Raw genomic sequence first — 22,359 nt, forward strand, 5'->3', positions numbered from 1 at the left:
TGGTAGGCTTTGCCGGTTTGCACGATGGACGGTTATGACCCGGTGTTCCGGCACGGGCGTTCTGAACGTTCCATTTGTCCGCCTTCAGGAGTTCTCATGCGTCTCACCCAGATTTTCGCCGCCGCAGCCATTGCGTTGGTCAGCACCTTTGCCGTCGCCGATGATGCGGCCGACAAAGCCATCCGCCAGAGCCTGGAAAACCTCCAGCTCGACGTGCCGGTGGACACCATCACCGCCAGCCCGCTGCCGGGCCTGTACGAAGTCAAGCTCAAGGGCAGCCGCGTGCTCTACGCCAGCGCCGACGGCCAGTACATCGTTCAGGGCTACATGTTCCAGCTCAAGGACGGCAAACCGGTCAACCTGACCGAGAAGACCGAGCGCCTGGGCATTTCCAAACTGATCAATGCGATCCCGGTGGCCGAGACCGTGGTTTACCCGGCCGTGGGCGAAACCAAGTCGCACATCACCGTTTTCACCGACACCACTTGCCCGTACTGCCACAAGCTGCACGCCGAAGTGCCGGAGCTGAACAAGCGCGGCATCGAAGTGCGTTACGTGGCGTTCCCGCGCCAGGGCCTGGGTTCGCCGGGTGACGAGCAACTGCAAGCTGTGTGGTGCTCGAAAGACAAGAAAGCGGCCATGGACAAGATGGTCGATGGCAAGGAAATCAAGGCTGCCAAGTGCGAGAACCCGGTTTCCAAGCAGTTCGCCCTCGGTCAGTCGATCGGCGTGAACGGCACACCGGCCATCGTATTGGCTGACGGACAAGTCATTCCGGGCTACCAGCCTGCGCCACAAGTCGCCAAACTGGCGCTGGGCGCGAAGTAATTCGCATCGTCACGCTCAGGCGCTGACGAGCGTGGTCCGGCGGCAACATGGCCGGGCCATCAATAGAGAGCCGCGATTGCGCGGTTGTTTTCACGGCCGGCCTCGCGTCGGCCGTTTTATGGGGAGTTCACAGTGAAACCGGTCAAAGTAGGCATCTGTGGGTTAGGGACCGTCGGTGGCGGTACCTTCAACGTACTTCAGCGCAACGCCGAGGAAATTGCTCGTCGTGCCGGGCGTGGAATCGAAGTGGCACAAATTGCCATGCGCACGCCAAAGCCTCAGTTCCAGACGACCGGTATTGCGATTACCAACGATGTCTTCGAAGTGGCCACGAACCCTGAGATCGACATCGTCATAGAGCTGATGGGCGGCTACACCGTTGCCCGCGAGCTGGTACTCAAGGCCATCGAGAATGGCAAGCATGTGGTCACCGCGAACAAGGCTCTGATTGCCGTTCACGGTAATGAAATTTTCGCCAAGGCACGCGAGAAAGGCGTGATCGTGGCATTTGAAGCGGCGGTAGCCGGTGGCATTCCGGTGATCAAGGCGATCCGTGAAGGCCTGTCCGCCAACCGTATCAACTGGGTCGCCGGGATCATCAACGGCACCGGCAACTTCATCCTCACCGAAATGCGCGAGAAGGGTCGCACCTTCGAAGACGTGCTGGCCGAGGCGCAAGCGCTGGGCTACGCCGAAGCCGATCCGACTTTCGACGTCGAAGGCATCGACGCGGCGCACAAGCTGACGATCCTGGCTTCGATCGCGTTCGGTATTCCGTTGCAGTTCGACAAGGCTTACACCGAAGGCATCACCAAGCTGACCACCGCCGACGTGAACTACGCCGAAGCGCTGGGCTACCGCATCAAGCACCTGGGCGTGGCACGCAGCACCGCCGCGGGTATCGAGTTGCGCGTACACCCGACGCTGATCCCGGCCGATCGCCTGATCGCCAACGTCAACGGCGTGATGAACGCGGTGATGGTCAACGGTGACGCTGCCGGTTCGACCCTGTTCTACGGCGCTGGCGCCGGCATGGAGCCGACCGCTTCGTCGGTGATCGCGGATCTGGTGGACGTGGTTCGCGCCATGACCTCCGACCCGGAAAACCGCGTGCCGCACCTGGCCTTCCAGCCGGACTCGCTGTCGGCCCATCCGATCCTGCCGATCGAAGCCTGCGAAAGCGCCTACTACCTGCGCATCCAGGCCAAGGACCATCCGGGCGTGCTCGCTCAGGTGGCGAGCATCCTGTCGGAGCGCGGCATCAACATCGAGTCGATCATGCAGAAGGAAGTCGAGGAACACGACGGCCTGGTGCCGATGATCCTGCTGACCCACCGCGTGCTGGAACAGCACATCAACGATGCGATCGCCGCCCTCGAAGCCCTGGCGGGCGTGGTCGGTCCGGTTGTGCGGATCCGCGTCGAGCACTTGAACTAAGTTGATCTCCTTCACAGGGCCCGCCTGCGGGCCCTGTGTTGCGAACACTGTCCATTGGAGTCAGTCATGCGTTACATCAGTACCCGCGGCCAGGCACCGGCCCTGAATTTCGAAGACGTCCTGCTGGCCGGTCTCGCCACCGACGGCGGTCTGTACGTCCCGGAAAACCTGCCACGTTTCACCCAGGAAGAAATCGCTTCCTGGGCCGGCCTGCCGTATCACGAGCTGGCCTTCCGGGTGATGCGCCCGTTCGTGACCGGCAGCATTCCGGACGCCGATTTCAAAAAGATCCTCGAAGAAACCTACGGTGTGTTCTCGCACAACGCCGTGGCGCCGCTGCGTCAGCTGAACGGCAACGAATGGGTGCTGGAGCTGTTCCACGGCCCGACCCTGGCGTTCAAGGACTTCGCCCTGCAACTGCTCGGTCGTTTGCTCGACTACGTGCTGGAAAAGCGCGGCGAGCGCGTGGTGATCGTCGGCGCAACTTCCGGTGATACCGGTTCGGCTGCCATCGAAGGCTGCAAGCATTGCGAAAACGTCGACATCTTCATCCTGCACCCGCACAACCGTGTGTCCGAAGTGCAGCGTCGGCAGATGACCACCATCCTCGGTGAGAACATCCACAACATCGCCATCGAAGGCAACTTCGACGACTGCCAGGAAATGGTCAAGGCAAGCTTCGCTGACCAGAGCTTCCTCAAGGGCACACGTCTGGTGGCGGTGAACTCGATCAACTGGGCGCGGATCATGGCCCAGATCGTTTACTACTTCCACGCAGCGCTGCAATTGGGCGGCCCGGCACGTTCGGTGTCGTTCTCGGTGCCGACTGGCAACTTCGGCGACATCTTCGCCGGTTACCTGGCGCGCAACATGGGTCTGCCGATCAACCAGTTGATCGTCGCCACCAACCGCAACGACATCCTGCACCGCTTCATGAGCGGCAACCAGTACGTCAAGGAAACCCTGCACGCCACCCTGTCGCCGTCGATGGACATCATGGTCTCGTCGAACTTCGAACGCCTGCTGTTCGACCTGCACGGTCGCAACGGCGCGGCGATTGCCGGTCTGATGGATTCGTTCAAGCAGGGCGGCGGTTTCAGCGTCGAACAGGAACGCTGGACCGAGGCGCGCAAACTGTTCGACTCGCTGGCCGTGGACGATGCGCAAACCTGCGAAACCATCGCCGAAGTCTTCGAACAGACCGGTGAGGTGCTCGATCCGCACACGGCCATCGGTGTGAAAGCCGCACGCGAATGCCGTCGCAGCCTGGATATCCCGATGGTGATCCTGGGCACGGCGCATCCGGTCAAGTTCCCGGATGCCGTGGAAAAAGCCGGTGTAGGAAAAGCTCTCGAACTACCTGCACATCTTTCTGATTTGTTTGAGAGAGAAGAGCGCTGCACAGTTTTGGCAAACGAGCTGAAAGCCGTGCAGGCCTTTGTCAGCCAGCATGGCAATCGCGGCAAGCCGCTTTAAGCCCTGAAAGCTGTCACATTTTGAAGCCCGTCTCCTGACGGGCTTTCTTGTTTTTGCATGCCACACTGCTCGGGTTTCGCCCACGAAGGACGGGCGAGTCGATGACGAAGGATGTGGCAATGCGGTTTTATTCAGGATTGAGGCCAGCGCTGAGCTGGTTGTTTTTGTTGGGGCTGTCGGGGTTTCTGCAATTGACCGAGGCAGCTCATCTGACGATGCATTCAGAAGGGATGGAGTTGAATATCCAGCCCATCGAGCTGGACGCGCAAGAGCGACAGTGGATTCGTGAAAACCCCAGGGTGACAGTCGCCTCGGTGCAATATCCGTTGTATCTGTTTCAGGACGAACACGGTCAGTGGAGTGGCTTGAACAACGATGTGCTCAAGCACATCAGCGCCATGACCGGTTTGCAGTTCGTGCATCAGGAATCGTTCTCCACCAACCACATGCTGGAACGACTGGAAAGCGGCGTCGCCGACATCAGTACGACACTGGCCATGAACGAGGAGCGCAGGCAGTTCCTCGATTTCAGCCATGCCTTCGGGGGAGCGGGGTGGGTGTTCGTCGGGCGGGCAGGTTTGCCGGCGGTGCAGTCGCTTGAAGAGCTGGAGAAACGGGTCCTGGTGTTGCCGGCCAGGCATGCGCTGGAGGACTGTATCCGACGCGATCACCCTTTGATCGAGATACGTTCGGTCAAGACCTACGCCGAGGCCCGGGCGCTGGTGGAGAGTGGCGAGGCTTACGCCACGATTGAAAACGAGATCGGTGCGCAGCTGTTTCCATCAGGCTTGCTCAAGGTCGGTGGTCTGGTCGAGGGCAAGTGGGAGGCGGATCATCTGGCGGTACGCAAAGGCCTGCCTGAGTTGCTTAGCATTCTCAACAAGGCCCTCGGTGCTTTTTCGGCCGCCGAGTTGCGGGCCATGCGCGTGAAGTGGCTGGACGGTATTTCACCTGCACCGGCACCGTCGTTCGGGGCGCAGCTGATCAAGTGGGGATGCTGGGCGATGGGGGCGCTCGGGGTATTGGGCCTGCTTTCGCTGTTTTGGAATCGTCGGCTTGCTACCGAGATAAAACAGCGCCGGGAAGCCGAAAAGGGCTTGGGCGATCAACTGGCCTTTCAGCATGCACTGATCGATGCGATGCCCGACCCCGTGTTCGTGCGTGATCTGCAGGGACGGTTGATCATGTGCAACCGCAGCTATGAAGAAGCACTGGGCGTCCGTTTCGAGCAAGTGCAAGGACGGACGCTGTATGAATTCGATGCGCTTCCGCCCGCCACCTCACTGATGCTGCATGACGAGTTCATGGTGCAACTGCGCACACGCAAGACGCGCTTCAGCAAACGACAGTTGTTGTTCAGGAGTGGCTCCCGGCACATCTATCAATGGACGGTGCCTTTTTACGGTGTCGATGGAAAACTGCGCGGTTTATTGGGTGGCTGGACGGATATCACCCAGCGGCGGATCGAGAGCGGGTGTCGTTGTCCGCAGTGAAGTTGGGAAATGTCCTATAAAGCGTGGCTACTTTTCTGATGGGAGGCTTAGGACGACTGCCCTAGAGTGACAAACCACTGCGGCGAGAAACCGCGATTGTCGTTCCAGAGGTCGTCCAATGCGCTCGCTCAAAATCCTGCTTCTCGAACCCAACCCGTTCCAGTTGATGGCGTTGCACCAGATGCTCAACGCCATCGGTATCTATGACGTGTTGACCGCGCCTTCGCTGGGCGCGGCAAAGCGTTCGCTGGTACGCCGTGGGACTGTCGATATCGCCATCTGCAATCCGCAACTCAAGGGTGGCGAGGGGGTGGCGCTGATCAGGCATCTGGTGACCCGGCAAGAGGCGCGGGCGCTGATTCTGTTGGGGGTGGTGGCGCCCAGCGTACAGGCCGACCTGGAACCTTTGCTCGGCGATGAAGGGATGAAGCTCCTGGGACGCCTGCACACACCGGTTTCGGCCGTGCTGATGCGCAATCTGCTCGACAGCTATCTGTCGTCGCCCCGACGTCCGGTCACAGTCTGAAGCCATTGGTTATTTTTCTGTCATCTTCACCCTGCATGCTCCGTCAGGCAGGTGACGCTCCGGGAGAGGCCGCCGACATGCAGAACTTTCTTCTCGGGCCGGTGGTCATTTACTGTGGACACGCCCCAGGCACTGTGTTTTCGGACTATTGAGTGGAGATCGAGATGGAAAGTATCAGTCTATTGCTCGGTGAGGCTCTGAGCCCGTATCAGGTGACGCTGACCCCTCGCGGTCTGCAGGGTGAATGCCTGGTGACACTGAAGAACGGCAGTGGTGCCATCATGGTGGAACGCGAATTCAATCGGGCGCAATTGAGCGACAAGCGCCAACTGACGGATGTGGTCGATGGCTTGCATCGCGACATCCTGATCGCCGAAGGTCGGCTGGAGCCGTGTGTGATTGCAGCGTTGCGCAACGCTGCCCGCGACAAGCACCCGGGTCTCTGAAACTGATTTGTGTTTTGTGGGAACCTTCCTGCACCCGGGTCAGTCAGACCCCATAGCAGCAGGATCAAGCATTGTGCTCCGGTGCTTGTCGCTTGCTGCTACGGGTCTTTGATAAAGACCACGTTTAACCCCGAGTCGTCTCCCCACTTCTCGGGGTTTCTTTTGTCCGGGATTTACTGCGTGGCCTGCTGCTGGAAGAAGATCCGCGCCTGCTCCAGATAGTCCTGACGCCTTTCAGGGTCCAGCCAGTCGGCGTAGAGCTGGTCGAGATGTTCGTGGGGCAGGGTACGCAACAGTTGATCGATTTCACTGATCGCCTGCCGGCCCTGAGTAGTGTCGGTGCAGCCGACGTGGCCCGAAATGTACTTGCCTGACCCGCGAATGGGGAAAAACTCCAGCTCGTCTTCAGCGATCTGTGCCTGACGCGCCTGATAACGGATTTCCGGCCAGTAACCCAGCACCACCTGCAATCGCCCGAGCCGTTGCATCGACAGCAGACTGCTTAACGCGTCATTCCCGTAATGCGGTGTCAGCGCGCCGCCCGGTGCCTGTCGGAGCAGGCCGTCGATGTATTCGCCATAACTGCGCTCGGCCACCACGCCGACTTTTCTGTCGCTGTTGGCCAGGAATGCGGACAGATCGACTTCACCGTCGGAAATGAACGGCGCCAGCACTTCGCGATCTTTCTGACGCACCACCAGGCCATTGCTGACCGCTCGAAATGCCGGGATGGAGAACGCGATCCATTGCGCGCGCTCCTTGTTCCAGATCAGCGAAGGATCACAGGCGAACGGGTGTTCATGGAGCATCTGGATGCCGCGGGCGCGGTTGACCCGCATCAAGGTGTGTTCGTATTGCGGCATGCCGGCAATCAGCATCGGCATCAGTTGATCGATGACGCCCTGGCCCTTTTTCGGGCCTTCGAAAATGGTCAGCGGCGGCAGGTCGCGCAGCAGCCAGATCAGCGTCGGCTTCGCCTGCGCCCAGGCCGGAAGCATCAGCAGAAAAAGCAGGCCGAACAGCCGCCACGTCCACCAGTGGTGGGCGCGGTTGGAGGCTGAGGCCGGTCGGCGCTTCAGCTCAGATGGCTCCGTCTTCGCGCAGCCGGGCGATCTGCTTCTCGTCGTAGCCAAGATCGTGGAGTACCTGCGCATTGTGTTCACCGAGCTGCGGTCCGACCCATTCGGACGTGCCGGGTGTATCAGAGAGTTTCGGCACGATGCCCGGCATCTTGAAGGGTTTGCCGTCCGGCAGTTTGGCTTGCAGGAACATTTTCCGGGCCAGGTACTGCGGATCGTTGAACATGTCTTCGGCGCTGAAGATCCGGCTGGCCGGGACTTCGGCCTGGTTCAGCAGGTCCAGCACGGTTTGCAGCGGCAGCGAATTGACCCAACGATCGATCACCCCGTACAACTCGTCACGGCGGGTGTCGCGCCCGTCATTGCTGGCCAGCGCCGGGTCATTGGCCAGATCTTCACGGCCGATGATCAGCATGAAACGCTTGAAGATCGCATCGCCGTTGGCGCCGATCTGCACATGTTTGCCGTCGGCGCTGGTGTGGATCGACGACGGTGTGATGCCCGGCATGATGTTACCGGTGCGTTCACGAATGAACCCGAACACATCGAACTCCGGCACCATGCTTTCCATCATGGCGAAGATCGCTTCGTAGAGCGCCACATCAACGACCTGGCCAAGCCCGCCGTTGACCTCGCGATGACGCAGGGCCATCAACGCGCCGATCACACCCCACAGGGCGGCAATCGAATCGCCGATGGAAATTCCGGTACGCACCGGCGGGCGGTCTTCGAAACCGGTGATGTAGCGCAGGCCGCCCATGGATTCGCCGACCGCACCGAAACCTGGCTGATCCTTCATCGGCCCTGTCTGGCCGAAGCCTGAAAGGCGCACCATCACCAGTTTCGGGTTCAGCGCGTGCAGGGTTTCCCAGCTCAGGCCGAGTTTTTCCAGGACGCCTGGGCGGAAGTTCTCGATCAGGATATCGGCTTCACCCAGCAGTTTTTTCAGGATCGCCAGACCGTCGGGGTGTTTCAGGTTCAGCGTCAGGGACTTTTTGTTGCGTGCCTGGACGAACCACCACAACGAAGTACCTTCATACAGCTTGCGCCACTTGCGCAGCGGATCACCGCCGTCCGGCGATTCGATCTTGATCACTTCGGCACCGAACTCGCCGCAAATGCGCGAGGCAAACGGCCCGGCAATCAATGTACCCAATTCGATGACTTTCAGACCGCTGAGCGGTTTGTTGGCGAACGGCATGCGAGATCCTGTAGGACAAGGCTGAACGGATACAGCGTTTTAACATAGCCGGCTGTCAGTCGCGCAAGGTTGATCGCCATCAATTCGTGGATTGCCTACAGCATCGGTTAGACTTGCCGACTTTCCTCGTATCAAGAAGCCCGTTCATGGCCCAGCCGTCCACCACCTACAAATTCGAACTGAACCTCACCGATCTCGACCGCAGCGTCTACGAGAACGTGAAGCAGACCATCGCCCGCCACCCTTCGGAAACCGAAGAACGCATGACCGTGCGCCTGCTGGCCTACGCGCTCTGGTACAACGAGCACCTGTCGTTCGGTCGTGGTCTGTCGGACGTGGATGAACCTGCGCTGTGGGAAAAGAGCCTGGATGATCGCGTCCTGCACTGGATCGAAGTCGGCCAGCCGGATGCGGATCGCCTGACCTGGTGCTCCCGTCGCACCGAGCGCACCAGCCTGCTGGCCTACGGCAGCCTGCGCGTCTGGGAAGGCAAGGTGATCCCGGCGATCAAGAACCTGAAGAACGTCAACATCGCTGCTGTCCCGCAGGAAGTGCTGGAAACCCTGGCCAAGGACATGCCCCGCGTCATCAAGTGGGACGTGATGATCAGCGAAGGCACGATCTTCGTCACCGACGACCGTGGTCAGCACGAAGTTCAGCTCAGCTGGCTGCAAGGCGAGCGCGGCTAAGTCCGCAGCGCTCCCGAAAAATCCCACGTACCCAAGAGAAGCTCCTGTCACCCCATGCGTATCGATCCTCGCCCGTTGCCCGCCACTCTGCCGTTTCTCGGTGATCTGCCACCGTTGCTGACCCGCCTGTACGCGGCGCGGGGCGTGCAGTCCGAGGCGGAGCTGGACAAGAGCCTGGCGCGGCTGATTCCGTTCCAGCAGCTCAAAGGGATTGATGCGGCGGTAGACCTGCTGGTGACGGCGCTGGAGCAGCGTCAGCGGATCCTGATCGTCGGCGACTTCGACGCCGACGGCGCGACGGCCAGCACCGTGGGCGTGCTCGGTTTGCGCCTGTTGGGCGCAGCGCATGTCGATTATCTGGTGCCGAACCGCTTTGAATACGGCTACGGCCTGACCCCGGAAATCGTCGAAGTCGCGATGACCCGCGAGCCGCAACTGTTGATCACCGTCGACAACGGTATTTCCAGCGTCGAAGGCGTTGCTGCAGCGAAACGTCACGGCCTGAAGGTGTTGATCACCGACCACCACTTGCCCGGCGACGAACTGCCGCAAGCCGATGCACTGGTCAATCCGAACCAGCCCGGCTGCGAGTTCCCGAGCAAGGCGCTGGCCGGGGTCGGGGTGATTTTCTACGTGTTGATGGCACTGCGTGCACGCCTGCGCAGCCTCGGCTGGTACGAGAGCAAGCCACAACCGAACATCGGCGAACTGCTGGATCTGGTGGCGCTGGGCAGCGTCGCCGACGTGGTGCCGCTGGATGCCAACAACCGGATTCTGGTGCACCAGGGGCTGGAGCGGATTCGCGCCGGACGTGCGCGGCCGGGGATCAAGGCGATCCTTGAAGTGGCCAAGCGCGAGGCTTCGCGCATTACCTCTACCGATCTTGGTTTCATCGTCGGCCCGCGCCTGAACGCGGCGGGGCGTCTGGATGACATGAGCCTCGGGATTGAGTGCCTGCTGACCCAGAATGGGGAACTGGCCCGGGAAATGGCCGCGCAACTGGACGGCATGAACCAGGATCGCAAATCCATCGAGCAAGGCATGCAGCGTGAAGCGCTGGCACAGCTCAAGGACTTGCCGGTCGAGTCTATGCCGTTCGGCCTTTGCCTGTTCGATCCGGAATGGCACCAGGGTGTCATCGGCATTCTGGCCTCGCGGATGAAAGAGCGTTATTTCCGCCCGACCATCGCCTTCGCCGATGCTGGCGACGGTTTGCTCAAGGGCTCGGGGCGCTCGGTCCAGGGCTTTCATATTCGCGATGCGTTGAGCGTGGTGGCAGCGCAGCATCCGGACCTGATCAGCAAGTACGGTGGCCACGCGATGGCAGCTGGCCTGACCTTACCGCAGGAGAATTTTCCGTTGTTCGCCGAGGCATTCGACGCCGAAGTGCGCAGGCAGCTTCGCGAAGAAGATCTGACCGGGCGCCTGCTGTCGGACGGCACCCTGGCTGTTGAAGAGTTTCATCTGGAACTGGCTCGTGCCCTGCGTCATGCCGGGCCTTGGGGCCAGCATTTCCCGGAGCCGCTGTTTCATGGCGTGTTCCAGTTGGTCGAGCAGCGGGTGGTCGGCGAGCGGCACCTGAAAGTGGTGCTGAAGAGCGAATGCGGTTCGGTGAAACTGGATGGCATCGCGTTTGGCATTGACCGCGATATCTGGCCGAACCCGACAATCAAATGGGTCGAGCTGGCCTACAAGCTCGATCTCAACGAGTTTCGCGGCAATGAAAACGTGCAACTGATGATTGCTCACATCGAACCGCGCTAAGGGCTTTGCGCCCCTTTCTGAAGGGGCGCAGGCGTTTTCAATTGTGCTGTTTCATTTCTGAACCCTCCCTCATCCCCGGATGTCGACTAGGCTCTAAGCACTGCTTGATTGGCCTTGTGACGTCTTGTCGAATTTTTTGCCCGCGGGGGCGGGTGCTGCACCTTTTTCCTGTCACTCGTCGACTTTTCAAACAGAACCCTGGAGCCTGCCCACTGATTTGAGAGGTGCCCCATGAGTCTGCTGCTTGAACCCTTTACCCTTCGCCAACTGACCCTGCCCAACCGCATCGCCGTATCGCCAATGTGCCAGTACTCAAGTGTCGATGGCCTGGCCAACGACTGGCATCTGGTGCATCTCGGCAGCCGTGCAGTGGGGGGCGCGGGCCTGGTATTTACCGAAGCCACGGCGATCACGGCCGACGGGCGGATCACCGCCGAAGACCTGGGCCTGTGGAACGACGAACAGATCGCACCGCTGCAACGCATCACCCGTTTCATCAACGCGCAGGGGGCAGTGGCCGGCATTCAACTGGCCCACGCCGGACGCAAGGCCAGCACCCATCGGCCGTGGATCGGCAAGCATGGCAGCGTCAAACCGGATGACGGCGGCTGGACCCCGGTCGGGCCCTCACCGATTGCCTTTGACCCGCAACATACCCAACCCAAACAGCTTGATGAAGGGCAGATCGCCCAGGTCATCCAGGATTTCGTGGCCGCAGCCAAGCGTGCGCTCGCAGCCGGTTTCAGCGTGGTCGAGGTGCATGCGGCGCATGGTTATCTGTTGCACCAGTTCCTCTCGCCGCTCAGCAACCAGCGTCGCGATCAGTATGGCGGTTCGTTCGATAACCGCATTCGTCTGGTGCTGCAAGTGACCGAGGCGGTACGTGCCGTCTGGCCGGAAGAACTGCCGGTGTTCGTCCGTCTGTCGGCCACCGATTGGGTCGAGGACGGCTGGAACCCCGATGAAACCGTGGAGCTGGCGCGACGCCTGAAAACCCTCGGTGCGGATCTTATCGACGTATCGTCGGGTGGCACCGCAGCGAACGCGGAGATTCCGGTGGGACCGGGTTATCAGACCCGCTTCGCGGAAAGGGTGCGCAAGGAATCAGGCATCGCTACCGGCACCGTGGGCATGATTACCGAGCCTGCGCAAGCCGAGCACATCCTGCGGACCTGTCAGGCCGACATCATCTTCCTCGCCCGTGAGTTGCTGCGTGATCCGTACTGGCCGCTGCATGCGGACGACGACCTGGGCGGGCGCAAAGCAGTGTGGCCGGCGCAATATCAGCGTGCGACCCATCGGGATCAGCCGATTCACGAGTCTGATCTGCGGGATTGATTCCGACCTGTCGCAAAGCCTATAAAACCCGCCATTGAACCGGCGGGTTTTTTCTTGCCTGCCGTTTGGAATTGCAAAGGAATGGACCGCAATGTTGATCGAACGAGAGCTGACCGAACTCGACTTGCCGCTGCTGGCGCTGATCGACCGCAGTGAGTTGGTCGAGGAGTGCTATCGCGTAGAGAACGGTGAGCTGATTCTGTATCCGGCGCGTTTCGACATGCGCGGCTGGCCCGAAGGGGAGGCGGAGGAGAATGCGCGGGTATTGGAGAAGTGCTGGCGCAGCGGCGGGTGGCTACACGGACTTTTCGATGGCGAGACACTGGTGGCGGCAGTGGTTGTGGATAACCGGGTTATTCACAATCAGGGCCTGAAGATGCGGCAGTTGAAGTTCCTGCACATCAGCCGCGCCTGGCGTGGGCAGGGGCTGGGCGGGCGATTGTTTGCCCTGGCCTGCGCCCATGGCCGGGAGATCGGCGCCGAGGCGTTGTACGTCTCGGCGACCGAGTCGCGCAATACCGTGGAGTTCTACCAGCGCCAGGGTTGCCGGTTGCTGGAACAACCGGATCCCGAACTGTTTGATCTGGAACCCCACGATATCCACTTGTACTGCCCGTTGGCCTGACGGCTCAAGCCATCAAGGGTACTTGCGCTTGTCCGGCGCCGGCGGGAAGTACTGGTACAACCAGGTCTCGCTCAGCGTGCGGTCGTTGGTGCGGATGAACAGACGCAGTTCCACCGGCTCAACGCTGTCATTGGTCGGGTACCAGTCGAACAGGATCCGGTAACCCTTGATGTCATCCAGCACCAGCACGCTGAAGTCCTGCACCTTGCCGTTGGAGCAGGTGACCACCGGTTCGATCCCGGTGCCCTGCGGCAGGCGATCCAGACCGCCACCGGTGAAGTCCACGGCGAAACGACGGGCCCAGACTGGCGGGTAATGCTCGCCTGGTGCCCAGCCTTCGACGAATCCACCCATGCCGGAACGGGTCGCATGCACCCGTGCCAGCGGCGTGCCGACCGGCGGCAGAGCGCTCCAGTAGAGCTTGTAGCCGTAGTTCAGCGAATCGCCGGCGGCCACCGGTTTTTTCGGCGTCCAGAACGCAACGATGTTGTCGAGGGTTTCACCTGTCGTAGGGATTTCCAGCAGATCGATAGAGCCTTCGCCCCATGCAGTTGTAGGCTCTACCCACAGGCTCGGGCGCTTGCTGTACCAGTCGACGGTGTCCTGGTAGTTGGCGAATTCGTGGTCGGTCTGTACCAGGCCGAAACCTTTCGGATCGGTGTCGGCGAAGGCGTTGAATTGCAGGGTCGCCGGGTTGTTCAACGGACGGCAGATCCACTCGCCGTTGCCACGCCACATGGCCAGACGATCCGAGTCATGGATTTGCGGATGGATGGTGTCGCACATCCGGCGCTCGTGGGTGCCACAACTGAACATGCTGGTCATCGGTGCGATGCCCAATTGTTCGATGGCGGTGCGGGCGTTGACGTGGGCATCGACTTCCATCACCACGCGCTCGGCCTGGCAATCGATGTCGAAGCGATAGGCACCGGTCGCGCTCGGCGAGTCGAGCAAGGCGTAGACCACGAAGCGGGTCGCGTTCTGATCCGGGGTCTCGAACCAGAACTTGGTGAAGTCGGGGAATTCTTCGCGTTTCTTGGCGTAGGTGTCGATGGCCAGGCCACGGGCAGAGAGGCCATATTGGCCAGTGGCATCCACCGCGCGGAAGTAGCTGGCGCCGAGGAACGACACCACGTCATGCCGATCCAGCTCCGGCGCCTTGAACAGCTTGAAGCCGGCAAAACCCAGATCGCCCTTGAGCTGCTGGGTGTCGACCGAGGTGTTTTCATAGTTGAACAGCTGAGGGCGGAAATGCACCTCGCGGGCCGTGCGGGTCTTGGGATCGACGCTGTACATGCGCACCGGCTGGCGGAAACCCATGCCGACGTGGAAAAACTGCACATCGAGCTGGCCCTTGTTCTCCTTCCACAGCGAATGCTCGCCGTCGTAGCGGATCGCGTTGAAGTTCTGCGGGGTCATGGTCGCCAGTGTCGGCGGCAGCACCTGTTTGGTGTCCTGATAGGCATTGCCGGCCAATTGCTTGGCCTGGCGCTTCAGCGTTTCAAAGTCGAAGGCCTGGGCTTCACCGTCGGCGGCACCGCCAGAGGCGGCCCAGGCGCGTGCGGCAAACAGGCCGGAGGCGGAAAGGCCGGTGTAAGCCGCAATGGCCATGGACGCTTTGAGCAAATTCCTGCGGTGCATAGATACAACCTGTCGTGGACAATCCCGCGCCGTTCCTGGCACGTACTGGATCAGAAATTACGGTTCGGACAAGCCTTCGGCCAAACGCTACGGACTAGTAACAGATGCCCGCTAGCTTAATCCGTTCGCTGATTTTGCAAAATTCATTGATAGCACGGCGACAGCCTCTCAATGAAACAAGACGTTACGGTTACTTATCCCACAGCCTTTTCTGATTTACAGGGCATAACTGCTTATTTCGACTAATTACTCTAAAAACAGCTTTTCAGCGCCGATTTAATTTCTATTCTATGGGTATGGCCGGTCTCGACCCACCCGACCGGCAGGGCTCAAATCGCTGCTTGCAGGAGCAGGGCGAGGCGGTTTCAAAAAAATTCTGAAGTAATGGAAAAGGACATCGTCCATGGCAAAGGTGCAATGCATTACCGAAATGTTGGGAATCTTTCCGTGCCTGGGAGGCAGACGCAGGAAGCGGCTCAACTCTGAAGAGCGCAAATTGGTCGAGCGCTACCGAGAACTGTCGGAAAGTGACCGGATTGCGATGCGCTATCTGGTGGATGCGATGCACAGCGTTTCACGGTTTTGAGGGTGTAATGCATAAGGGGCAGGCGTTGAGTCTGCCCCTTTTTTGTGTGTTTTTCGGCCAGGTGAGCATTGCCCCGGCGGGGAAGCCCGGTAATTTTCACATGCGGAAATGTATTGCTGGTGGACGCTCCGTTTGGCTCGCCAGCAGAATATCAAGAGTGAACTCCCGAATTGATTCAACCCCCCATGTAAAAACTCGAAAACAAATCTACTTCCCAAGGCCTTCGCGCGCCGACTTTGCGGCCCGATGACCCAAATCTGCCATCAGTTGATATTCATCCAGTTACTATTGCGCGGGCGCATCAATCAGCGAGTATCAAATGATCTGGTTTCTAGAAGGGCAATCGAGTCAGCGTGACGTCATCATCGGCGCGCGCGAGGCACTTCCGGCGGATGTAAAAATCTTCGCCTCTCATCGTCAGGATCGCCCTGAAATCACGTCGCTTGCCGACGTCAGTTTTACGGAGCCAGGTGGCAATGAAGAGCGTATCGACTGGGTCATCGCCACTGCAGTAGCGCACAACATCAAACTGATTCTGGCTGGACGCGTCGGTAATGTTTTCGAGATCGAACGGGCGCGCTTTGAACAGGCGGGTCTTGAATTGGTGACTGGCGGTACGTCGATGGCGACCTTCGACATGGTCGACGACAAGAGCCGATTCACCGCCGAAGCAGAGCGTGTCGGCCTGGCTTGTGTCCCGGCGATCACAGCATTGAATGCCGAAGAAATGTTCGCTGCTTACAAAACCCTCTCCGCCAGTGGCGAAGTGTGCGTCAAGCCTGCGGTCGGTATTTATGGCCAGGGTTTCTGGCGATTCAAGGCGGATACCGATCCGTTCCGCTGTTTTGCCAACCCGGATGCGCGTGAAGCCAATTTTGAAACTTATATGCGTGCTTACTGTGAAGCCGAAGCTCCGGCACCGATGCTGATGATGCCGTACATGGCCGGCAGCGAATGTTCGGTGGACATGGTCTGCGAAGCTGGCCGTCCGGTTGCGTTCGTCAGTCGTCGAAAGGCGGGTGTACATCAGACCTTCGAGCGTGAGGGCCCGGCTGTCGAGTTGGCACTCAAGGCTGCCGAGCATTTCGGTTGTGACGGAATCGTCAATGTGCAGACCCGCGACGACGCTGATGGCCAGCCGCATTTGCTGGAAATCAACCCGCGATACTCGGGTGGCATCGGTTACACCCGGGCGACCGGGACCAATCTGCCGGGCATTTTCGCGGCTCGACGGTTGGGCTTGCCGGAGCCTGCGACCGTCTGGAGGGCGAACGTCCGGGTCAAGGGCGTGACCGTGGCGGCTGTGGCATCCTGATATTAAAGCGACATCTATTTTTGCTACAATTTGCCGCGCTGCATGTGAAGCAGCTGGTCGTTAGCAGTCAAGGAGAGATCAGGGAATGATGGTGCTGGCGCCTGGCGCAAATGCCGTAATATCGAGCGCACAGAGTGAATGGACTCTTGAATGCGGTAAGTCCTCGGCTTTCGGGGACTATGCAGCAGTCGCTATATTGCCGGTTGACGAGAAACGCCGCCCGACAGGTGATCCCGCCCTGTTCCAGACCTCCCATGGCTGGATGGAGTGGAAAGGTGATCAGGAAAAGGTCGGCTGTGCGATGAACCTGGCAGAACTGCCGTCAGGCAGCGATCGTGTGCTGATCATCGTCTATACCTTCTCTGCTGCTGGTCCGGTCAGTGATCTGAAGACCCTGCGTTTTCAGGTTGATGGCCAGCTCGATTACAGTCTCGATCTGCGTGATAACGGCGAATCGGCGATCATCATCGGCGAGTTTTACACGCGCAATCAGCAATGGAAGTTCCGGGCTCTGGCTGAAGGTTCAGCTTATGGCCTGGCGGCTTTTGGCCGGCGAATCGGCCTCGATATCAACGATGCCCATCCCAAGGGACGCTCAAGTCCTTCCGAATCCGGACGCGGCAGTGCGACCGGCACCGGTTTTGCCGTTTCGAGAAATCACATCCTGACCTGTGCTCACGTCATCGAGGACATGCAGGAAATTCATATCTCCTCCTTCGAAGGACGTTACCGTGTCGAACCCGTTGTGGTCGATCGGCGCAACGACATCGTTTTGTTGCGAGTGCTGGATTGCCCACCGCTGAAACCGGTGGCGTTCAAGGAAGGTTTTGGCTGCGACCTCGGCGACAACGTTGTGGCGTTGGGATTCCCGCTTGCGGGGTTCGCTGGCGGCGGCGTGCAAGTGACGCAGGGTGGTGTGTCGGGTCTGTTTGGCCTGCACAATGATTCGAGCCTGCTGCAGTTTACTGCCCCGATTCAGCCCGGTTCCAGTGGCAGCCCTCTTTTTGACTCCTCGGGTGCGGTGGTCGGTCTGGTGACCTCAACTCTGCCGGATGCGCAAAACATGAATTTTGCGGTCAAGGCGCCATTGCTCCTCTCATTCCTTGACGCTTGTCGCGTCGAGGCCAGCAAGATCCCTGTCGGCAAATCTTTCACAACAGCGGAACTGGCGCGTGAAGCCCAGGCTTCAATGTGGCGTGTCGAAGCGCGAAATTTCTGACTTCTCTTGATTTGAAACATTTGGTACCGGCGCGCGGTTAATACCCCAGCGCCATTTAGGAATTTTTGCTCATGGAAAGTAACGCAGCTACACAAACGCTCAGTGCGCAACTGATGCGCGGGCGACTCGATGTCAAAGTAGATGATTCACTCATCGCTCCGAACGCTTTGTTCGGCTTTGCCGAGCGCCGTAACCCCAAGCGTGCGTTCCTGTTCGTGTCCAAAGTGCTTGGCCGCCATATCCCGGTACGCCCCTCGGCAATGAATAGCAGTTTCGCAAGCCTCGCGGCGCAGATCCCTGCGGATCTGCCCGGCCCGGTGCTGGTGATCGGCATGGCCGAGACCGCCGTTGGCCTCGGTGCTGGCGTGCACCGCGCGTTCAGCGCGACCCGGCCTGACACGGTGTACATGGTCAGCACACGGCACCCGACCGGCACCGAACTGTTCACTCGTTTCGAAGAAGAACACAGCCACGCCAGTGCCCATTTGATCCACTTGCCGGTCGATCCCGATGTGCGCGAAATGATGTTGAATGCGCGCTCGCTGGTGCTGGTAGACGATGAAGCCTCCACCGGCAAGACCTTCATCAATTTGCACCGCGCCTTGGTCGACTCGGGCCTGACCCAGGTCGAACGTGTCGTGACCTGCGTGCTGACCGACTGGTCGAGCAACGCGGTGCGCAACACCATTGGCGAGTCCGCTCATCAAGTCTCGTTACTGCAAGGCTCCTACGATTTCCATCAAGACCTCGAAGCGCCGCTGCCGGAGATGCCGGCCGTCGGCACCGTCGCCGCCGGTGAGTGGCCGTTGTCGGCACACAACGACTGGGGCCGGCTCGGTGTGCGCAAGGTCGAAGACACCTTGGCCCCCGATCTGCAAATCAAGGCTGGCGAGCGAGTGCTGGTGGTCGGCACCAGCGAGTTTGTCTGGCGTCCGTTCCTGCTCGCCGAACGTCTGGAGCGTGCCGGTGCCGACGTGCACTTCAGCTCGACCAGCCGTTCGCCGATCGCGCTGGGCCATGCCATCGGTCACGCATTGTCGTTCTCGGACAATTACGGTCTGGGCATTCCGAACTTTCTCTACAACGTGCGCCCGGGGGAGTTTGATCGCGTGCTGATCTGCTCGGAAACGCCGACGCAGGCGGTATCTGCCGAACTGGTTGCCGCCCTGAACGCCGAGGTGATTGTCGATGCTCAGTAATCGTCCGCTGGCCTTGGTCGACCTTGATGACACGCTGTTCCAGACCGCGCGCAAAATGCCTGAAGGCACGCCACGCCATCCTGCGACCTTTGACATTGAAGGCCAACCGAACGGGTACATGAACCCGGTGCAGAAAACTCTGGTGGAGTGGCTGTTGTCCTCGACCGACGTCGTGCCTGTGACTGCGCGCAGTGTCGAAGCTTTCAGCCGAGTCAAACTGCCTTTCGACAAGGGCGCCGTGTGCTCGCACGGCGGGGTGATTCTCGGCGCCGACGGCAAGATCGATGAGCAATGGCAGGCGCACATGACTGTCGTCCTGGCAGACTTTCAACACCGGCTCCCCGATCTGAGCGCTGCGACCCTGGCCATTGGCAAGGCGCTGGGCATTTCGCTGCGCGGCTGGGTAGTTGAAGAAGAAAACCTGCGCCACTACGTGGTGACCAAGCACAACGAATCCAACGACGAAGTCCTGCAAACCGTGCTGGCTGAAGTCCAGGCGCGCGGCTTGCTGGAGGGAATGCACGTCCACGGCAACAGCAACAATCTGGCCTTTTTGCCCGCCGGTCTGTCGAAGCGCGTGGCCGTTGAGGAACTGTTGCGCCGTGACCGTGAAGTCAACGGTGAACGACCCGTGCTGGGCTTCGGCGACAGCATTACCGACCTCGGTTTCATGGATGCCTGCCACCTGTGGGCAACCCCGTCCGGCAGCCAACTGGCGAGGTTTGTGGGGCATGCGCTCAATGACTGAGTCCATCGCTGACCTCAAGACTGTTGGTAGCGGCAGCTATTTGCAGGACGACGTGCACTTCCTGCTCCAGCCGGTGCAGATGGAGGTGACCGACGTCGTAGAGAAAGAGCGGCTGATTCAGACGCAGCAGAAGCACTACTCGGAGATGATCAGCTTCGAGAGCGCGCCGACACCTGTGCACAAAGCGCTGTACGAGAGAGCGCTCGCGCAGAATGGCGTGCGCATGGCCAGCGACGTTCAGGCACTGGCGCTGGCGTTGAATGGCGCTTGCACAGGCCCATCGATTGTTCTGGTGTCGTTTGTCCGCGCCGGGTTGCCGCTGGGTGTGCTGCTGCGTCGGGCGCTGATCGACATGGGCCGCGAGACACATCATTACGGCATCAGCATCGTGCGGGATCGCGGCATAGACCTCATCGGTCTTGAGGCGATCATTCAGGCCCACGGCGCGCAAAACATCGTGTTCGTCGACGGCTGGACTGGCAAAGGTGCGATCTCCGGTGAAATTCAGCGCAGCCTCAAAGGCGATGCTCGATTCCCTGAGGAGCCGCGTCTGGTGGTGCTGGCCGACCCTTGCGGGCGAGCCTGGCTGGCGGCCTCGGCGGAAGACTGGGTGATTCCGTCGGGCATCCTTGGCGCGACCGTCTCGGGTCTGGTGTCGCGTTCGATCTGGCCGGCTGATGGCGGGCTGCATGGCTGCGTGGTCTACGACCACCTGACTGAACACGATGTGACGCGCGAGTTCATCGAGCACATCGAGCAGCAGCGCAAAACCCTGGGCCCGGTGCCTGCTGCGGTGCCGTGGACGGCCAACACGCGTGCCAAGCTGCAAGCCGCCGCCACGCAAGTCGTGGAGTCGCTGGCTGCACGTTTCGATATCAGCAATCTGAACCGGGTCAAACCGGGCATCGCCGAGGCCACTCGCGCGGTGCTACGCCGGGTGCCGGATCATGTGCTGGTGCGAGATCGCAACGACAGTGATGTGCAATTACTGATGCACCTCACCGAAGGCGCTGGCGTTTGCGTCGAAGAAGTCGGCGCCGCACTCGGCCCGTACCGAGCCGTGACCATCATTCGGAGCGTGAGCTGATGAAGAAGCTTTCTCCTTACGCCTTGGGTGCCACGCTGTACATGCCGGCCACGCGCGCCGATCTGCTGGATGTGGTGTTCGCCACCAAGCTGCCGGAACTGCGTTCGCTGGTGGTATGCCTCGAAGACGCGGTTGCCGAGATCGATGTCAGCACCGCGTTGAGCAACTTGCATTGCCTGTTGTCGGCAATAGATGAGCGCGGCGGGCGGCCTGCCGAGGGGCCGGTGCTGTTCGTGCGTCCGCGTGATTCGGCGATGGCGGCGGTACTCAATGACTGGCCGTTGATGAAGCACGTCGACGGCTTCGTTGTGCCGAAACTGACGCTGCGCAACCTCGACGCCTGGGAGCGGGCGGTGACCAGTCCTGAGCTGTTCCTGATGCCGACTCTGGAAACTGTCGAGGTGTTCAGTCCGGTGGCGATGCTCGAGTTGGGCCAGGCGCTCAAGGCCAATCTGAATCACCGGATCATCGCCCTGCGTATTGGCGGTAATGATCTGATGGGCAGCCTCGGCTTGCGGCGTAACCCGGCGACCACGCTGTACAACACGCCGATGGGTTACGTGATTCCGATGTTGGCCGGGGTGATGGGGTCGCAAGGTTTTGCACTGACCGCGCCGGTGTTCGAACAACTCGCCACGCCGAATCTGCTGTGTGAAGAGCTGGAACTGGACATCGCCCACGGTCTGGTGGGCAAGACCGCGATTCACCCGAGCCAGATCAGCATCATTCAGGATGCGCTGCGAGTCAGCCTCGAAGACCTGAACAGTGCGAAGTTGATCGTCAGCGACGTGGCCCCGGCCGTGTTCAAGCACAACGATGTGATGTGTGAACCGGCGACCCATTACCAATGGGCGATGAAGATTCTTGAACGCGCCGAATGGCATGGCGTGCGCCAAACCGATGCCGCCCACGGTGAAGCACCCATTCGACTAGCCGAGGCCATTCGATGATTCAGGCAAATACCGGCCCTGACCAGCCGGGGAAAAAGGTGCTCTGCGTCTTTGACTTCGACGGCACACTGACCCGCCATGACAGTTTTGTACCGTTCTTGAAGTTTGCCTTCGGCAAACGTGAGTTCGCCCGGCGTGTGCTGACACTCGCGCTGCCGAGTATTCGATTCCTCGCCCGACGCATGAGCCGCGACGAACTCAAGGCGCAGTTGATCAGCCGCTTTCTCAGCGGCGTGGACGCGGAGTGGGTGAGCCAGCAGGCAGCGAAGTACTGCGCAGCTTTCTGGACCCGGCTGATGCGCCCGACAGGCTTGATGGCGATTGCCAGCGAGATCGCCGCCGGTTCGCAGGTGACCCTGTGCTCGGCGTCGCCTGCGCTGGTGCTGCAACCCTTCGCGGATCGCTTGGGTATCAAGCTGATCGGCACCGAACTTGAAGTGATCGACGGCAAGTTGACCGGACGTATATCCGGCAACAACTGCCGCTGCGAGAACAAGGTGCTGCGGCTGGAGGCGGTCTATGGGCCGCTGACTGAATACCGCCTCAAAGCCTGGGGCGATACCCGTGGCGATCACGAATTGCTCGCTGCGGCGCAAGACGCGCACTGGCGACACTTTCATCCGGCATGGCGTCGTGGACGTCTGCGGACAGCAAAAAGCGCGATCAGACCTGATCGCGACGTGAACACTGACGATCAACAAGGAGCGTAACG

21 protein-coding genes are annotated in these 22,359 nt (G+C 60.2%); 18 read left to right on the top strand and 3 right to left on the bottom strand.

Annotated elements, in window-relative coordinates:
- The first annotated feature begins 96 nt into the window (after positions 1–96).
- The 6 genes from dsbC to AC3WRD_RS06685 all read left to right on the top strand — a co-directional run bounded on the left by dsbC (position 97) and on the right by AC3WRD_RS06685 (position 6,206).
- Positions 97–828 (top strand): bifunctional protein-disulfide isomerase/oxidoreductase DsbC, encoded by a 732-nt coding sequence (gene dsbC, locus AC3WRD_RS06660; protein WP_007954633.1) that lies wholly within the window; start codon positions 97–99, stop codon positions 826–828.
- Between the two features lie 132 nt (positions 829–960).
- A complete protein-coding gene (locus AC3WRD_RS06665) occupies positions 961–2,265 on the top strand; it encodes a homoserine dehydrogenase (RefSeq protein ID WP_018926703.1) in 1,305 nt (434 codons plus the stop codon).
- A gap of 66 nt (positions 2,266–2,331) precedes the next feature.
- Positions 2,332–3,741, top strand: coding sequence for a threonine synthase (gene thrC / locus AC3WRD_RS06670; protein WP_096819256.1), 1,410 nt, complete (start codon positions 2,332–2,334; stop codon positions 3,739–3,741).
- 119 nt (positions 3,742–3,860) lie between these two features.
- Positions 3,861–5,234: a transporter substrate-binding domain-containing protein gene (locus AC3WRD_RS06675; RefSeq protein ID WP_102619532.1), complete on the top strand. Its 1,374-nt coding sequence runs from the start codon at positions 3,861–3,863 to the stop codon at positions 5,232–5,234.
- 118 nt (positions 5,235–5,352) lie between these two features.
- Entirely contained in the window at positions 5,353–5,760 is a 408-nt protein-coding gene (locus AC3WRD_RS06680) for a response regulator (protein ID WP_102619533.1), read from the top strand.
- A gap of 164 nt (positions 5,761–5,924) precedes the next feature.
- A complete protein-coding gene (locus AC3WRD_RS06685) occupies positions 5,925–6,206 on the top strand; it encodes a DUF3509 domain-containing protein (RefSeq protein ID WP_085729753.1) in 282 nt (93 codons plus the stop codon).
- 173 nt (positions 6,207–6,379) lie between these two features.
- Here AC3WRD_RS06685 and AC3WRD_RS06690 read toward each other — a convergent pair whose 3' ends face one another.
- Together AC3WRD_RS06690 and AC3WRD_RS06695 are read right to left on the bottom strand one after the other, a co-directional pair.
- Entirely contained in the window at positions 6,380–7,360 is a 981-nt protein-coding gene (locus AC3WRD_RS06690) for a TIGR02285 family protein (RefSeq protein WP_173861389.1), read from the bottom strand.
- Positions 7,287–8,486, bottom strand: a complete 1,200-nt coding sequence (locus tag AC3WRD_RS06695) for a CaiB/BaiF CoA transferase family protein (protein ID WP_102619535.1) — start codon at positions 8,484–8,486, stop codon at positions 7,287–7,289. The genes AC3WRD_RS06690 and AC3WRD_RS06695 overlap by 74 nt, the downstream gene beginning before the upstream one ends.
- A 146-nt stretch (positions 8,487–8,632) precedes the next feature.
- On the opposite strand from AC3WRD_RS06695, the gene AC3WRD_RS06700 reads away from it, so the two are divergent.
- From AC3WRD_RS06700 to AC3WRD_RS06715, 4 genes are all read left to right on the top strand, one after another.
- Positions 8,633–9,175 carry a YaeQ family protein gene (locus AC3WRD_RS06700; protein WP_096819266.1) on the top strand — a complete coding sequence of 181 codons (543 nt, stop codon included), beginning with the start codon at positions 8,633–8,635 and terminating at the stop codon, positions 9,173–9,175.
- A 54-nt stretch (positions 9,176–9,229) separates the two neighbouring features.
- Positions 9,230–10,939: a single-stranded-DNA-specific exonuclease RecJ gene (gene recJ, locus AC3WRD_RS06705; protein ID WP_102619536.1), complete on the top strand. Its 1,710-nt coding sequence runs from the start codon at positions 9,230–9,232 to the stop codon at positions 10,937–10,939.
- 231 nt (positions 10,940–11,170) lie between these two features.
- Complete coding sequence (locus AC3WRD_RS06710) at positions 11,171–12,277, top strand: NADH:flavin oxidoreductase/NADH oxidase (protein ID WP_102619537.1); 1,107 nt, start codon at positions 11,171–11,173, stop codon at positions 12,275–12,277.
- Positions 12,278–12,368: 91 nt separating this feature from the next.
- Positions 12,369–12,902 (top strand): GNAT family N-acetyltransferase, encoded by a 534-nt coding sequence (locus AC3WRD_RS06715; protein WP_102619538.1) that lies wholly within the window; start codon positions 12,369–12,371, stop codon positions 12,900–12,902.
- A gap of 12 nt (positions 12,903–12,914) precedes the next feature.
- Here the strand turns inward: AC3WRD_RS06715 and AC3WRD_RS06720 are convergent, their stop codons facing one another.
- Positions 12,915–14,543: a glucan biosynthesis protein D gene (locus AC3WRD_RS06720; RefSeq protein WP_102619539.1), complete on the bottom strand. Its 1,629-nt coding sequence runs from the start codon at positions 14,541–14,543 to the stop codon at positions 12,915–12,917.
- A 403-nt stretch (positions 14,544–14,946) separates the two neighbouring features.
- Here AC3WRD_RS06720 and AC3WRD_RS06725 point away from each other — a divergent pair, with 403 nt between their 5' ends.
- The 8 genes from AC3WRD_RS06725 to AC3WRD_RS06760 all read left to right on the top strand — a co-directional run bounded on the left by AC3WRD_RS06725 (position 14,947) and on the right by AC3WRD_RS06760 (position 22,357).
- Positions 14,947–15,129 carry a hypothetical protein gene (locus tag AC3WRD_RS06725; protein ID WP_096819275.1) on the top strand — a complete coding sequence of 61 codons (183 nt, stop codon included), beginning with the start codon at positions 14,947–14,949 and terminating at the stop codon, positions 15,127–15,129.
- Positions 15,130–15,448: 319 nt separating this feature from the next.
- Positions 15,449–16,444 (top strand): ATP-grasp domain-containing protein, encoded by a 996-nt coding sequence (locus AC3WRD_RS06730; RefSeq protein WP_102619540.1) that lies wholly within the window; start codon positions 15,449–15,451, stop codon positions 16,442–16,444.
- A gap of 85 nt (positions 16,445–16,529) precedes the next feature.
- Entirely contained in the window at positions 16,530–17,663 is a 1,134-nt protein-coding gene (locus AC3WRD_RS06735) for a trypsin-like peptidase domain-containing protein (RefSeq protein ID WP_102619541.1), read from the top strand.
- A gap of 71 nt (positions 17,664–17,734) precedes the next feature.
- Positions 17,735–18,862: a phosphoribosyltransferase domain-containing protein gene (locus tag AC3WRD_RS06740; protein WP_102619542.1), complete on the top strand. Its 1,128-nt coding sequence runs from the start codon at positions 17,735–17,737 to the stop codon at positions 18,860–18,862.
- The gene (locus AC3WRD_RS06745; RefSeq protein WP_102619543.1) at positions 18,852–19,610 is read left to right on the top strand and encodes an HAD family hydrolase; all 759 of its coding nucleotides are present in this window, start codon (positions 18,852–18,854) and stop codon (positions 19,608–19,610) included. The genes AC3WRD_RS06740 and AC3WRD_RS06745 overlap by 11 nt, the downstream gene beginning before the upstream one ends.
- Complete coding sequence (locus tag AC3WRD_RS06750; RefSeq protein ID WP_102619544.1) at positions 19,603–20,697, top strand: cysteine protease StiP family protein; 1,095 nt, start codon at positions 19,603–19,605, stop codon at positions 20,695–20,697. Before AC3WRD_RS06745 ends, AC3WRD_RS06750 begins: the two co-directional genes overlap by 8 nt.
- Complete coding sequence (locus AC3WRD_RS06755) at positions 20,697–21,647, top strand: HpcH/HpaI aldolase/citrate lyase family protein (protein WP_102619545.1); 951 nt, start codon at positions 20,697–20,699, stop codon at positions 21,645–21,647. Before AC3WRD_RS06750 ends, AC3WRD_RS06755 begins: the two co-directional genes overlap by 1 nt.
- A complete protein-coding gene (locus AC3WRD_RS06760; RefSeq protein ID WP_102619546.1) occupies positions 21,644–22,357 on the top strand; it encodes an HAD family hydrolase in 714 nt (237 codons plus the stop codon). The genes AC3WRD_RS06755 and AC3WRD_RS06760 overlap by 4 nt, the downstream gene beginning before the upstream one ends.
- The last annotated feature ends 2 nt before the right edge of the window (positions 22,358–22,359 follow it).

It is taken from the genome of Pseudomonas sp. FW215-R2 (assembly GCF_058789255.1).